This is a genomic window from Kribbella sp. NPDC050820, assembly GCF_040653975.1.
GTDB lineage: Bacteria > Actinomycetota > Actinomycetes > Propionibacteriales > Kribbellaceae > Kribbella.
Genome location: NZ_JBFAHB010000014.1, coordinates 14,318 through 27,710, shown reverse-complemented (window position 1 = coordinate 27,710; position 13,393 = coordinate 14,318). Strand labels below are relative to the sequence as shown.

Sequence of the window (13,393 nt, the reverse complement as noted above, 5' to 3'; positions counted from 1 at the left end):
GTGCGGATCACCTGGTGGGGGCACGCCACCACCACGATCGAGGAGAACGGCACGCGCCTGCTCACCGATCCCGTGCTCACGTCGCGGATCGCGCACCTGCGCCGCCGCCGCGGTCCGGCCCCGCTGCCCGCCGCCGCCGAGTGCGACGCCGTACTGATCTCGCACATGCATGCCGACCACCTGCACCTGTCGTCGATCTCGATGGTTGCGCCCGGCGCCGCGCTGGTTGTGCCACGAGGTACGGCCCGGCTGATCCAGCAGGACTTCGGTACGGCGATGGCGGACCGCTGCATCGAAGTTGCCCCGGGCAATCAGGTGCGGATCGGCGCGCTCGACATCACCGCGATCACCGCTCACCATGACGGCCGGCGGCTGCCGTGGTCGTCGTACAGCGGGCCGGCTCTCGGGTTCCGGGTCGAGGGGTCGCCGAGTGTGTGGTTCGCCGGGGACACCGATCTGTTCGACGAGCTGGGGGCGGAGGCCGGTCCGGTCGACATGGCGCTGGTGCCGGTCGGCGGGTGGGGGCCGTCGCTCGGTCCGGGGCACCTGGATCCGGTTCGCGCGGCGGAGGCGGTTCGCCGGGTCCGGGCGCGGGCGGCGATCCCGGTCCACTTCGGGACGTTCTGGCCGATCGGGTGCGACTGGCTGAAGCCCGAGCTGTTCCTGCCGCCGGGTGACCGGTTCAAGGCTGCGATGGCCGAGCTCGACCCGGCGGTGGCGGTACAGATCCTGGCGCCGGGGGAGTCGACTGAGGTGGTGGCGCCGTGAGCGGCGAGCCTCGGTTCGATCTTTGGTACCTGTTTGCGCTCGCGGGTGCGGTGCTGCTGGGCGCCGTACTGCCGGTGCTGCCGACTGGGGCGGCTGTGTCGACGGGCGCCGTACTGGCGTCGCACCACAATCCGATCGGGTTGGTCGGCGTACTGATCGCGGGTGCGGTCGGGGCGTATGTCGGGGACCTGATCGTGTACGCCGGGTGCCGGTTCGGCGGGGAGCGGTTGGCGAAACGAGTCGGCTGGTTGCGTGACAACGCATCACTCGACGCGCTGCGGGTCCGGCTGGCCGAGCACGAGATCGGGGTGCTGCTGACCTCCCGGTTGATCCCGGGTGGACGGGTGCCGGTGCTGCTCGCAGCTGGGCTCGCCGGGTACCCCTGGGAGCGGTTCGCGGTGGTCGACCTGACCGCCTCGTCACTGTGGGCGGCGGTCTACATGGCGATCGGCCTGCTCGGGTACGCGCTGTTCGACGAACCGTGGCAAGGTGTGGTCGCGGCGATCGTGCTGGTCATCCTGACGACCGTTGTGAGCAGCTTGGTCCAGCGCTGGCGGCGGAAGAAGCGCGCCTCACACTCCGAATGACGCGGTGCGGATCCGCTCGACGGTCTCCGCATCGCCCTCCAGCTGTACGTCGGCCACCTGCTGCCGGCCGAAGCAGAACATCACCAGCTCGGACGGCTCGCCCGTCACGGTGACCGAACCCAGCTCGGTCGGCTTCTTCGCGACTGACGTCCTCCCGTCCGGCAGTCTCAGGATCAGCCCGCTCGGCGCTTTCCGTGTCATCGACTTCGCGGCCAGCCGGACCGCCTTCCACAGTCCGGCCTGCTGTCCGCCCGGCAGCGTCCGGATGTCGTACGACGGCTGCGCCCGGCGCACGTCCTCGTGGTGGACGAAGTACTCGGTGAAGTTCAGCTGGGGACCGAACTTCGGCACCGCGTAGATCGACACCTTCGGCGGGCCGTTGCGGACCTTGTCGACCACTTCGCTGAAGCTGTACTGCGCCTTGGCCCGGGCCATCCGCTTCTCGGTGGTGTCCGACAGCGCCGGAATCATGATCCCCGGACCGGCCAGCGGATCGGCCTCCCGGACATAGAGGTGCACCGCCAGGTCGTAGGTGTCCCACCCCTCACACAGCGTGGGCTGATCAGGCCCGAGCTGGTCGAAGAGGTCACACAGAGCAAGACGTTCCACCCGGCTGTAGTCGGTCACAACTCGATCGTAGTTGCGCCGCCTGATCCCCGCTTCTTCTCCTCCCTCCGCCTCGGCGGTGGAGGAAATAGATCCGGGAGGAAGGAGTTTGGAATGGCAGAATGTCAAACGTTGTCATGACTGTGCCTGGTTGATGCACCTGATTGCCCTGGAGCGTGTTGCCCGTGCCGCCGAAAGTCCCCGACAAGGGCAGCGTCACCCGGAGGGGCTTCGCGGTCCTGAAGGTTGCGATCTGGGAGGAGCCGTGGATCTTCGCCCTGTCCGTGCTGGCCAGCATGCTGTACGGCGCGATGACGGTGGCGGACGGCTGGGCGCTCGGCTGGGCCACCGACAACGTGATCCGGCCGGCCCTGGAGCGCGGTGACACCACCTTCGGCGCGATCGCGTCGCTCGTCTCGCTGTTCCTCGGGATCGCGATCCTGCGCGCGATCGGTGTGGTCGGCCGCCGGATCGGCGCCGGCGTGATGCAGTTCCGGCTGCAGGCGACGTGGCGTCGCCGCGTCACCCGGCAGTACCTGAAGCTCCCGCTCGAGTGGCACCACAAGCACCCGACCGGGATGCTGCTGTCGAACGCGAACGCCGACGTGGAGTCGATCTGGTTCGTGATCGCGCCGCTGCCGATGGCGATCGGCGTACTCGCGATGCTCGCGTTCGCGACGGTCGCGATGTTCATGGCCGACGTCTGGCTGGCGCTGGTCGGCTGCCTGGTCTTCCCACTGGTGTTCCTGGCGAACGTGATCTTCCAGCGCTACCTGCAGCCGCTCGCGACCCGCGCCCAGCAGTTGCGCGCGGACGTGTCCGAGGTCGCGCACGAGTCGTTCGACGGCGCCCTGGTGGTGAAGACGCTGGGCCGGGAAGCCGCCGAGACCGAGCGCTTCCGCGCCCCGACGTACGCGCTGCGCGACGCGAACATCGCGGTCAACAAGGCTCGCGGTGTGTTCGACCCGGTGATCGACGGCCTGCCCCGGCTGGGTGTGCTCGCGGTGCTGCTGGTCGGCGTCGGCCGGGTGCAGTCCGGCGCCGCCGACCCGGGTGACGTGGTGCAGGTCGCGTTCCTGTTCACGCTGATCGGCTTCCCGATCCGGGCGCTCGGCTGGGTGCTCGGCGAGCTTCCACGCTCGGTCGTCGGCTGGGACCGGGTCCAGCGGGTCCTGGTCGCCGAGGGCGGCATGGAGTACGGCGACCAGCGGCTGACGTCGGCCAAGCCGGCGCGGCTCGAGGTGTCCGGCGTGCGGTTCGGTTACCTGCCCGAGCGGGACGTGCTGTCCGGAGTGGACTTCACCGTCCGGCCCGGCCGGACGGTCGCGATGGTCGGCCCGACCGGCGCCGGGAAGTCGACGATGACCACGTTGCTGACCCGCCTGGTCGACCCGGAGGAGGGCACGGTCAAGGTCGACGGCCTCGACCTGCGCGACCTCGCCCGCGACGAGCTGGCCGGCTCGGTCGCGCTGGTGGCGCAGACCGCGTTCCTGTTCGACGACACGATCCGCGGCAACATCACGCTCGGCGGCGACTACAGCGACGAGGACGTCTGGGACGCGCTGCGGATCGCCCAGGGCGACGGCTTCGTGAAGAGCCTGCCGGAGGGCCTCGACACCAAGGTCGGCGAGCGCGGGACGACCCTGTCCGGTGGCCAACGGCAACGAATCGCCCTGGCCCGGGCCCTGGTACGGCGACCCCGGCTGCTGATCCTGGACGACGCGACCAGCGCGGTCGACCCCCAGGTTGAGGCGCGGATCCTGGCCGGGTTGCGGTCCGCGGTCCAGGACTCCGAGGCCGCCACGACGGTCCTGGTGATCGCGTACCGGAAGGCGACGATCTCGCTCGCCGACGAGGTGGTGTTCCTCGACGAGGGCCGGATCGCCGCCCACGGGACGCACGCCGAGCTGCAGCAGCAGTCGGCCGCCTACCGCGAGCTGGTCGACGCCTACGAGAAGGACGCGGTCCGCCGCCAGGAAGAGGCGGAGCTGGCTGCCGAGATAGACGACCTCGACGCGGAAGGAGCGTCCGCGTGAGCGAGCGGAGCGAGTTGACCATCGAGCACAATGCGCCTCGTGCCTCAGCCGCGCCCGGAGCGAAGCGAGGACGCGGATGAGTTCGGCGGAGACGACCAGGCTGGACCACGCCGACGATGCGGGCGGTCTGGAGACACTGCGGCAGGGAATGCGAGTCTCGCCTGAGTTGGCTCAGGGGTGGTGGGTCACCGGGCTGCTCGCGCTGCTGATGACGGCCGGGCGGATCGTCGTACCGATCGCTGTCCAGCAGACGATCGACAAGGGACTGTCCGGTCCGGGCGGGCCGGACATGTCGTACGTGGCGTGGATGTGCGTGGTCTGTACGGGCGGCATCCTGGTCACCGCGGTGGCGTCGTACCTGACGACGGTGCGGCTCGCGGTCAACTCCGAGCACGGTCTGGCGACGATGCGGATCAAGGCGTTCCGGCATGTGCATGACCTGCCGGTGCTGACGCAGAGCACCGAGCGGCGCGGCGCGCTGGTCAGCCGGGTCACGTCGGACGTGGACACGGTGTCGCAGTTCCTGCAGTTCGGCGGGTTCATCTTCCTGGTCAGCATCGGGCAGATGCTGCTCGCGACCGTGGTGATGTTCGTCTACTCCTGGCAGCTCGCGCTGGTCGTGCTGGTCTGCTTCATCCCGCTGTTCGCCAGCCTGAAGTACCTGCAGCGGCTGATGTCCGCGGCGTACGGCGTGGTCCGGGCGAAGGTCGGCGACATGCTGTCCGCGATCGCCGAGCCGGTGGTCGGGGCGCAGGTGGTCCGCGCGTACGCGATCGAGCAGCGCACCCAGGAGCGGATCGACGCCTCCATCGAGGACTACCGCCGTACGGCGACCAAGGCGCAGGCGATCACCGGCCTGACCTTCTCGATCGGCGGACTCGCCGCCGGTCTGGCCAACGCCGGCGTGCTGACCGCCGGGGTGCTGCTCGGGGTCGACGGGCAGGCGACGCTGGGCGAGATCCTCGCGTTCATGTTCCTGGTGGCGCTCTTCTCGGACCCGGTGCAGATCGCGACGCAGGTGCTGACGGACGCGCAGAGCGCGTTCGCCGGCTGGCGGCGGGTGCTCGGCGTGATCGCGACACCGGCTGACGTGGTCGACCCGGGGGACAAGGGCGTCGTGCAGGCGCGGGGGCCGATCTCGGTCGAGTTCGCCGACGTGGACTTCGCGTACCCGGAGGGCGAGCTGGTGCTGCGGGATGTCGACGTACGGCTGGAACCGCATCGGCGGGTCGCGGTGGTGGGGGAGACCGGGTCGGGGAAGACGACGTTTGCGAAGCTGCTGACCCGGTTGATGGACCCGTCGTCGGGCGCCGTACTGCTGGACGGGGTGGACGCGCGGGAGATCTCGTTCGCGTCGCTGCGGGAGCGGGTCGTGATGGTGCCGCAGGACGGGTACCTGTTCGACGCGTCACTGGCCGAGAACGTGCGCTTCGGCCGGCCCGAGGTGACGGACGCGCAGCTGCTGGACGCGTTCGAGTCGCTCGGCCTGACGGACTGGCTGGAGTCGCTGCCCGACGGGCTGGAGTCGCCGGTTGGTCAGCGCGGAGAGTCACTGTCGGCCGGTGAGCGGCAACTGGTCGCGTTGGTACGGGCGAACATCGCCGACCCCGACCTGCTGGTCCTCGACGAGGCAACGTCGGCGGTCGACCCCGGGACCGAGGTCCGGGTGAACGCGGCGCTGGAGCGGCTGATGGCCGGCCGGACGTCGGTGACCATTGCGCACCGGCTGTCGACGGCAGAGGCCGCGGACGAGGTGCTGGTCTTCGACAACGGCGAGATCGTCGAGCGCGGCCCGCACGCCGACCTGGTCGGCGCCGGTGGCGTCTACACCCGGCTGCACGACAGCTGGATCGCCCAACGCAACGCTCTGTAAACGTACGACGGCCGGGACCAAGGAAAGGGGCCGGTCCCGGCCGTCGACTTCACGCGATCGACTAAGGTCGCGCCTGCCGATCCCGCGCCTACTGCGCGGCACTCGGCACGGCACCTCGCCGCACTGGCCCGAAGGCCACGATGCTCCGCATCGAGACCTCCGCTCCAGCACGCCGATGCACCGCACCGAGCACCTGCTCGCTACGGCGCGGGATCGACAGCCACGACCTAGGGAGTCGGGGCGGCACCGTTCTCCCGTCCGGTCCCCGGCTGGGGTACCAGCAGGAACTCGACGCCGCCCTTGTCGTCGACCGCCGCGTCCAGGATCTTGTCGTCCAGGGCGTTCGCGGCGTTCTGCTCGAGGAACACCCGAGCTCCGGCCTCCTCGACCACCTGGTCACCCGGCCGCGGCGCCTCCGTGGTCGTCACCGCCAGCGCGGGGTTGGCCGGGTCCTCCTGCGAGATCCGCACTCCGGCGCCATCCGGCGCACCCTCGACTCCCGTGATGCTCTTGATCACCAGAGTCGCGTTCTCGGTCAGCGTCAGCACAACTACTCCAACCTCTCGATGTCACTGAGCCCGCCCCGTGCCCGATCCGCCACAGCCCAAACACCCACCTTGAGAAGCCACCAACCACAATTCGCGCCCGAGAGTGGTCGGTGGCTTCTCAAGGTGCTTCAGGCAGCGGGCAGCCAGTGGGCGGGGTCGGGGGCTCGCCAGGTGGGAGGGGGAGTCGGGCGGGATCGGCCGCGGTGGAAGGCGGCGCGGAGGCGGGCGGGCAGATCCGAGTGTCGATCGATCGCGTCCTCCCAGCCGAAGTGCACGAGCTCGATGCCTCTGTCGCTCAGCCGTTGGTCGCGGCGGTGGCCGGCGCGCAGCAGGCGGCGGCGCTCCTCGGCGCTGCTGCCGTCGTACTTCGCGAGGCCGTCGGCCTCTCCGACGGTCCGGTACTGCGGCCACCAGAAGTCGACGCGTTCAGGCATCCAGCGGACCCCGTCCCAGAACTGCGCCTGGAGCACGGGTGTGGGGATCCCCGCCGCGGCGAAGAGCACTCGCGCGATCGACTCCAGCGCCGACTCCGATCTCGGATCGCCGAATGCGAGCGTCGTCCGTGCCCTCCGGACACCGGTCCATCGCTGCTGTCGTTCGAGGACAGCTTCGCACTCGGCGACCGGCGTACCGGTCCGTAGCGCGTGGTCGACCGTCACGATTGCCTCGCGAAGGGGCAACTCTCGCGCGAGGTCGACGACGGTTCGCGCCGCAGTGGTGACCACCAGCCCCTCGTGCCGGCGCAGATCGGCCAGCGTCAGGCCTGCCCGCCGTACGACGATGTCCGGGCGCCGCTGATTCCGCTTGGCCGCCGGAGACCTCGTCAGCCACACCGCATCCGCCGGAGGCGCCGACGGACGCCTGATGTCCGTCCAGGTACGAAGGCCGGCGATCTGAGCGGCGCTGAAATGACTCACGACCGAGCCGCGGTGCATCGCTTGCGCACAGGCGATCCTCGCGAGCACCTGATCCACCCGTCCGTCGAGGTAGTGCCCATGGTGGTGCTGGAGCTCTTGCCTGCGGAGGAGCCGCCGTACGTCGGCATCCCGCAGTCCGAGCGCGAGCAGCGTCCGCCGACGCTGCGGGGTGCGGACCATCGCCATCAGCTGCTCGCGAACCACATCCTCGAGTCGATCCACCACCCCACCCTCCCCCTTCCCCTCGCCACCTCGCCCCTCCAATTCCCCACCGCTGTGGATGGGACCTTGAGAACCCATCGACCACAAATCGCCTTCGGAAATGATCGGTGGGTTCTCAAGGTCGCGTCCGGAAACCCGGGTGCGGGCGGGAGGTGGGGTGGTGTGGGATGGGGGGATGGCGATTGTGATGGGTAGGCCGGGGGTTGGGGGGCTTGGTGGTGTGGTGGGGGTGTTGCGGGAGTGGCAGGTTGATGGGGCGCCGATGCAGTTGCATCCGGGGGACCTGGGGTGGTTCTGGCGGTTCGGGGGTGAGCGGACGGCGGCGGCTGTGCGGACGTGGAGCCGGGATGGCGAGCTGGTAGCGGTCGGGATGCTGGACGATCCCGAGCTGTTGCGGCTCGCGATCGCGCCGGAGCTTCAGCGTGACGACGAGTTGGCGCAGCGGGTCGCCGAGGACGTGTCGTTGCCGGAGCGCGACGTACTGATCGAGGGCAAGGTGTACGTCGAGGCGCCGGTCGGATCGCTCGTCCTCGAGTTGCTGCACAAGGACGGCTGGGATTTCGACGACCCGTGGGTCCCGCTGCGGCGTGACCTCAGCTCGCCGGTGCCCGATCCGGGCGTTCGCGTCGAGGTGGTCGGGCCGGAGCAAGCGGCTGAGCGGACCGCGGTCCAGCGGGCATCGTTCGACGGGTCCACGTTCACTGACGAGCGCTGGCACGCGATGGCGGCGGGTGCGCCGTACGCCGATGCGCAGTGTCTGATTGCCCGCAACGAGCAGGGTGAGGCGGTCGCCGGCGCGACGGTCTGGTCGGCCGGTGCGGGCAAGCCCGGGCTGCTCGAGCCGATGGGTGTGCACCGAGCACACCGCGGCCGCGGCTACGGCGAGGCGATCACGCTCGCGGCAGCCCGCGCACTGCAGGAGCTGGGCTCGTCCAGCGCGACCGTCGCCACGCCGGCCTTCAACGTGGGCGCGGTCGCGACCTACCGATCAGCCGGCTTCGAGCAACTCGCCGACAAGCGGGACGTCTTCCGGAAGGGCTAGCGCGCGGCGTCGTCCGCGGCCCGGAGCACGCGGAGGATATTGCCTCCGGCAAGTTTTGCGAGCTCGGTGTCGTTCCAGCCGCGATCCGCCAGCGCCTGGAACAGCACCGGGTACGACGCCACGTCCGGCAGCTCGTCGGGGAACTCCGGGCAGCCGTCGTAGTCGCCGCCGATGCCGATGTGGTCGACACCGGCGATCCCGCGCACGTGCTCGATGTGCTCCACCACGTCGTCCAGCGTGACCGCCGGCTTCGGGATGTCGTACACCTCGGACAGCTTGGCCTGGTCGTCCGGCCGGAGCGGGTTCAGGTCCGGCACGGCTTCCTTGGCGGCCGCGATCCAGTCGACGTACCGCTGCGACACGAAGGCCGGCACGAACGTGACCATGCACACGCCGTCGTTGCGCGCGAGCGTCTCCAGGACGTCGTCGGGCACGTTCCGCGGCACGTCGCACACCGCCCGCGCGGACGAGTGGCTGAAGATCACCGGCGCGCTCGTCACCCGGAGTGCGTGCCGCATGGTGTCCGCGGACACGTGTGAGAGGTCGACCAGCATGCCGATCCGGTTCATCTCCCGGACCACCTGCTCGCCGAAGTCGTTCAGCCCGCCGAGCACCGGCTCGTCGGTGGCCGAGTCCGCCCACGACACGTTGTTGTTGTGCGTCAACGTCAGGTAGCGGACACCGAGCTCACGCATCACCCGCAGCACGGCGAGCGACTCACCGATCGAGTGACCGCCCTCCATCCCCATCAGCGACGCGATCCGGCCGGCCTTGATCGCCGCCTCCACGTCGGCCGCCGAGGACGTCAGCTCGAGGTCCGCCGGGAACCGCTGCACGAGTCGCCGGACGAAGTCGAGCTGCTCGAACGTACGCCGTACGGCGTGCTTGTCCTGCGGCACCCACAGCGACCAGAACTGGGCGCCGACGTGGCCTCGGCGCAACCGCGGCAGGTCGGTGTGCAGCTGTGGGACCGGGCCGCTCAGGTCGTGCGCGTCCAGGTCGTAGCCGCAGAGCTCGTGGAAGGCGATCGGCAGGTCGTTGTGACCGTCGACCACCGGGTGCTCGCGGAGCAGATCCGTGATTCTCGGCATCGGGCCATCCTCGCAGTTCCGGACCGTGGTCAGAAGGCCACCCGGCATCGGGGACAATAGGCGGGTGAGTATCGACGAGCTGACCTTCGACGCGGCCGGGCTGATCCCGGCAGTGGTACAGCAGTACGACACGCGTGAGGTCCTGATGGTGGGCTGGATGAACGCCGAGGCGGTACGCCGTACCGCGGAGACCAAGCGGAGCACGTTCTGGTCCCGCAGCCGGCAGGAGTACTGGGTCAAGGGCGAGACCAGCGGCCATCGTCAGCACGTCAAGCAGATCCTCGTCGACTGCGACGCCGACACCCTGCTGGTCCTGGTCGACCAGGAGGGTCCGGCCTGCCACACCGGGACGCGGAGCTGCTTCGAGCACGGCGAGATCGAGGTCAAGCCGTGACTGTGCTTTTGGCCGGGCCTTCGGCGCCGGCAGGGTCATGGGGCTTTGACTCCCGGCCTTCCCTCGTCCCTCCGGTCGCTTCGCTCCCTCCACTCCTCAGTCCAGGCCGGGAGGCCCCATGACCGACGCCAACCCGGTGATCGAGACCTTCCGCGAGTACGCCAAGGACCGCCGGGTGATCCCGGTGACGCGGCGGCTGCTCGCGGACGCCGAGACGCCGATCGGGGTGTACGGCAAGCTCGCCGCCGAGCGCGAAGGCACCTTCCTGCTGGAGTCGGCCGAGAACGGTGGCGTCTGGTCGCGCTACTCGTTCATCGGCGTCCGGTCCGCCGCGACGCTGACCGAGCGCGACGGCCAGGCCGTCTGGACCGGCAACCCGCCGGTCGGCCTGCCGGATCACGGTGACCCGCTGCAGGCGCTCCGCGAGACGGTCGAGATCCTCCACACGCCCCGACTGCCCGGTCTGCCCCCGCTGACCGGCGGCATGGTCGGCTTCCTCGGGTACGACGCGGTCCGCCGGCTGGAGCGGTTGCCGGACACAACGACCGACGATCTCGGCCTGCCCGAGCTGACGTTCCTGTTCGCCACCGACCTGGCCGTGCTCGACCACGAGACCGGCGAGATCTGGCTGATCGCGAACGCGGTGAACTGGGACGACTCCGACGAGCGCGTCGACGAGGCCTACGCGGACGCGGTCCGCCGGCTGGACGCGATGGAGGCCGACCTGGCCCGGCCGACCCCGTCGTACGTCGTCCGCGCCGACCGGGCCGCGGAGCCCGAGCCGCACCGGCAGCGGTCGAGCGCGGAGTACCGGCAGGCGGTCGAGCACGCCAAGGAGGAGATCCGGGCCGGCGAGGCGTTCCAGATCGTCGTGTCGCAGCGGTTCGAGCTGCAGACCTCCGCGAGCGCGCTGGACATCTACCGCGTGCTCCGCCGGTCGAACCCGAGCCCGTACATGTACCTGGTCCGCCTGGACGGGTTCGACATCGTCGGATCCAGCCCGGAGGCGCTGGTCAAGGTCACCGAGAACAAGGTGATCCTGCACCCGATCGCCGGCACCCGCCGCCGCGGTGCCACGCCGGAGGAGGACCACGCGCTGGAGGAGGAGCTGCGGGCCGACGCCAAGGAGCGGGCCGAGCATCTGATGCTGGTCGACCTCGGCCGCAACGACGTCGGCCGGGTCTGCGCGCCGGGCACCGTCGAGGTGGTCGACTTCATGGACGTCCGGCGCTACAGCCACGTCATGCACCTGGAGTCGACGGTCACCGGGCAGCTGGCGGCCGGCAAGACCGCGTTCGACGCGCTGACCGCGGCCTTCCCGGCCGGAACGTTGTCCGGGGCACCGAAGCCGCGGGCGATGGAGATCATCGACAAGCTCGAGGTGACCCGGCGCGGCGTGTACGGCGGTGTCGTCGGCTACCTCGACTTCGCCGGTGACGCCGACACCGCGATCGCGATCCGGACCGCAGTGCTGCGCGGCACAACGGCGTACGTGCAGGCCGGTGCGGGCATCGTGGCCGACTCCGACCCGGCCGCGGAGGACGCGGAGTGCCGGACCAAGGCGGCCGCCGTGCTCAACGCGATCGCAGTCGCAGGAACCTTCAGTGATGTCTGATGCGATCGCAGCGACTCGTTGACCTCTGCACCCTCGCGGCGCTGGCTCTGCTCGCGTTGTCGGCGTACCTGACCTGGTCGTCGGCCGACCCGGGCAGCGGGCGCCCGGTGGTGGACTTCAACGGCTACACGGTCACCAAGGCGCCAGTGACGCTCGCCTTGGCCTCTGTGGTCGCTGTGGTCGTCATGAAACTCGCCGGTACGGCGCTACGCCGCGTGCTGGGCGCGCTCGTCCTGCTGATGGGGATCGCCGCGATCGGTGTCGCGCTGCAGGTGCGGCCGGACACGGACGAGCTGAGCCGGATCCGGCCCGAGCTGAGCCAGGCGGTCACCGACAGCGTCGTGCTGAGCAACGGAGTTGCGCCGTGGTTCGCGCTGGCGGGAGGAGTCGCGTTGGTCGCTGCCGGGCTGATCGCGGTGCTGACAGCGCATCGCTGGCGGCGTGCTACGGACCGGTACGAGCGTGATCCGGCGGCGAGTGGGGCCGGTCACGGAGCGGATCAGTGGAAGGCGATCGACGCGGGGGAGGACCCGACTCTCTGATCGCGGCGGGCTACCGCCACAATAGGACGGGACGACGACGAGGAGTGGCGCCAACCATGGACAATACGATGGCAGATCAAGGGGCGGACCAACCGGTGACGCCGGTGAGCGAGGAGGCTCACGACCTGCACGGCAACAGCCCGGCGGCCTGGACCGCCGTGACCATCGTGCTGATCGCTTTCACGCTGGGCGCCATCGCGATGGTGCTCGGGCCGAACTGGCTGCTGTTCTGGATCTCGGTCGGCATCGCCGTGCTCGGCGCGCTGACCGGCAAGGTGATGCAGCTGCTGGGCTTCGGTGTCCCGGCCGACGGCCACCACTGAGGAGACCACGAACATGACTGTGCTTGACGACATCCTCGCCGGGGTCCGGGAGGACCTCGCGGAGCGCCAGGCGCGGGTCAGCCTGGACGATCTCAAGCTGGAGGCGCAGCGCAAGCCGGACGCCAAGGACCCGATGCCGATCTTCCGCGGCGACGGGATCGCGATCATCGCCGAGGTGAAGCGCTCCAGCCCGTCCAAGGGCGAGCTGGCCGAGATCACCGACCCGGCCGCGCTGGCCGGGGAGTACGAGGAGGGCGGCGCGGCCGCGATCTCGGTGCTCACCGAGCAGCGCCGGTTCAACGGCAGCCTGGACGACCTGCGGGCGGTCCGCGGCCGGGTCGACGTACCCGTGCTGCGCAAGGACTTCATCGTCTCCTCCTACCAGCTCTGGGAGGCCCGCGCGGCCGGCGCCGACATGGTGCTGCTGATCGTCGCGGCGCTCGAGCAGGAGGCGCTGGTCTCGCTGATCGAGCGGGCCCAGTCGATCGGGCTGTGCCCGCTGGTCGAGGTGCACGACGAGGAGGAGACCCGGCGTGCGGTGGACGCCGGAGCTCAGCTGATCGGCGTGAACAACCGGAACCTGAAGACCCTCGAGGTCGACCGGGACACCTTCGCCCGGATCGCGCCGACGATCCCGTCGCAGCTGATCCGGGTGGCGGAGTCCGGGGTCCGCGGCCCGCATGATGTAATCGAGTTCGCGCGCGCCGGGGCCGATGTCGTCCTCGTCGGTGAAACCCTGGTGACCGGCCGCGATCCCCGCGCCTCGGTCGCCGACCTGGTCGCTGCCGGATCGCACCCCGCCATTCAGCAGCGCCACTAGTACCCCAGC

The 13,393-nt window shown here is 70.1% G+C and carries 14 protein-coding genes; 10 read left to right on the top strand and 4 right to left on the bottom strand.

Annotated features, from left to right (window positions below):
* Both AB0H36_RS15145 and AB0H36_RS15140 read left to right on the top strand, forming a co-directional pair.
* Entirely contained in the window at positions 1-768 is a 768-nt protein-coding gene (locus AB0H36_RS15145; RefSeq protein WP_360522173.1) for an MBL fold metallo-hydrolase, read from the top strand.
* Entirely contained in the window at positions 765-1,355 is a 591-nt protein-coding gene (locus AB0H36_RS15140; protein ID WP_360522170.1) for a VTT domain-containing protein, read from the top strand. The genes AB0H36_RS15145 and AB0H36_RS15140 overlap by 4 nt, the downstream gene beginning before the upstream one ends.
* Here AB0H36_RS15140 and AB0H36_RS15135 read toward each other — a convergent pair.
* Positions 1,341-1,982, bottom strand: coding sequence for a TIGR03085 family metal-binding protein (locus tag AB0H36_RS15135; RefSeq protein ID WP_360522167.1), 642 nt, complete (start codon positions 1,980-1,982; stop codon positions 1,341-1,343). The genes AB0H36_RS15140 and AB0H36_RS15135 overlap by 15 nt on opposite strands.
* 164 nt (positions 1,983-2,146) lie before the next feature.
* Here AB0H36_RS15135 and AB0H36_RS15130 point away from each other — a divergent pair, with 164 nt between their 5' ends.
* On the top strand, positions 2,147-3,997 hold the full coding sequence (locus AB0H36_RS15130) for an ABC transporter ATP-binding protein (RefSeq protein WP_360522164.1): 1,851 nt from the start codon (positions 2,147-2,149) through the stop codon (positions 3,995-3,997).
* A gap of 76 nt (positions 3,998-4,073) precedes the next feature.
* Positions 4,074-5,870: an ABC transporter ATP-binding protein gene (locus tag AB0H36_RS15125; protein WP_360522161.1), complete on the top strand. Its 1,797-nt coding sequence runs from the start codon at positions 4,074-4,076 to the stop codon at positions 5,868-5,870.
* 227 nt (positions 5,871-6,097) lie between these two features.
* Here the strand turns inward: AB0H36_RS15125 and AB0H36_RS15120 are convergent, their stop codons facing one another.
* Both AB0H36_RS15120 and AB0H36_RS15115 read right to left on the bottom strand, forming a co-directional pair.
* A complete protein-coding gene (locus AB0H36_RS15120) occupies positions 6,098-6,418 on the bottom strand; it encodes a Fe-S cluster assembly protein HesB (protein ID WP_360522158.1) in 321 nt (106 codons plus the stop codon).
* 128 nt (positions 6,419-6,546) lie between these two features.
* Entirely contained in the window at positions 6,547-7,557 is a 1,011-nt protein-coding gene (locus tag AB0H36_RS15115; protein ID WP_360522155.1) for a hypothetical protein, read from the bottom strand.
* A 262-nt stretch (positions 7,558-7,819) separates the two neighbouring features.
* Here AB0H36_RS15115 and AB0H36_RS15110 point away from each other — a divergent pair, with 262 nt between their 5' ends.
* Positions 7,820-8,599 (top strand): GNAT family N-acetyltransferase, encoded by a 780-nt coding sequence (locus AB0H36_RS15110; RefSeq protein WP_360522152.1) that lies wholly within the window; start codon positions 7,820-7,822, stop codon positions 8,597-8,599.
* On the opposite strand, the gene AB0H36_RS15105 is transcribed toward AB0H36_RS15110, so the two are convergent.
* Positions 8,596-9,690, bottom strand: coding sequence for a dipeptidase (locus tag AB0H36_RS15105; RefSeq protein WP_360522149.1), 1,095 nt, complete (start codon positions 9,688-9,690; stop codon positions 8,596-8,598). The genes AB0H36_RS15110 and AB0H36_RS15105 overlap by 4 nt on opposite strands.
* Positions 9,691-9,754: 64 nt before the next feature.
* Here AB0H36_RS15105 and hisI point away from each other — a divergent pair, with 64 nt between their 5' ends.
* The 5 genes from hisI (at position 9,755) to trpC (ending at position 13,384) form a co-directional block, all read left to right on the top strand.
* Complete coding sequence (hisI, locus tag AB0H36_RS15100) at positions 9,755-10,084, top strand: phosphoribosyl-AMP cyclohydrolase (protein ID WP_132211951.1); 330 nt, start codon at positions 9,755-9,757, stop codon at positions 10,082-10,084.
* Positions 10,085-10,202: 118 nt separating this feature from the next.
* Entirely contained in the window at positions 10,203-11,699 is a 1,497-nt protein-coding gene (locus AB0H36_RS15095) for an anthranilate synthase component I (RefSeq protein ID WP_360522146.1), read from the top strand.
* On the top strand, positions 11,699-12,241 hold the full coding sequence (locus AB0H36_RS15090; protein ID WP_360522143.1) for a Trp biosynthesis-associated membrane protein: 543 nt from the start codon (positions 11,699-11,701) through the stop codon (positions 12,239-12,241). Before AB0H36_RS15095 ends, AB0H36_RS15090 begins: the two co-directional genes overlap by 1 nt.
* Before the next feature lie 68 nt (positions 12,242-12,309).
* Complete coding sequence (locus tag AB0H36_RS15085) at positions 12,310-12,564, top strand: HGxxPAAW family protein (protein WP_360522140.1); 255 nt, start codon at positions 12,310-12,312, stop codon at positions 12,562-12,564.
* Between the two features lie 13 nt (positions 12,565-12,577).
* Positions 12,578-13,384 (top strand): indole-3-glycerol phosphate synthase TrpC, encoded by an 807-nt coding sequence (gene trpC, locus AB0H36_RS15080; RefSeq protein WP_360522137.1) that lies wholly within the window; start codon positions 12,578-12,580, stop codon positions 13,382-13,384.
* Positions 13,385-13,393 lie beyond the last annotated feature (9 nt).

Coding starts and splice junctions, on each gene's coding strand:
- AB0H36_RS15090 (WP_360522143.1), top strand. CDS start 11,699: ATGCGATCGCAGCGACTCGTTGACCTCTGCACCCTCGCGGCGCTGGCT.
- AB0H36_RS15085 (WP_360522140.1), top strand. CDS start 12,310: ATGGCAGATCAAGGGGCGGACCAACCGGTGACGCCGGTGAGCGAGGAG.
- AB0H36_RS15110 (WP_360522152.1), top strand. CDS start 7,820: ATGCAGTTGCATCCGGGGGACCTGGGGTGGTTCTGGCGGTTCGGGGGT.
- AB0H36_RS15095 (WP_360522146.1), top strand. CDS start 10,203: ATGACCGACGCCAACCCGGTGATCGAGACCTTCCGCGAGTACGCCAAG.
- trpC (WP_360522137.1), top strand. CDS start 12,578: ATGACTGTGCTTGACGACATCCTCGCCGGGGTCCGGGAGGACCTCGCG.
- AB0H36_RS15105 (WP_360522149.1), bottom strand. CDS start 9,690: ATGCCGAGAATCACGGATCTGCTCCGCGAGCACCCGGTGGTCGACGGT.
- AB0H36_RS15125 (WP_360522161.1), top strand. CDS start 4,074: ATGAGTTCGGCGGAGACGACCAGGCTGGACCACGCCGACGATGCGGGC.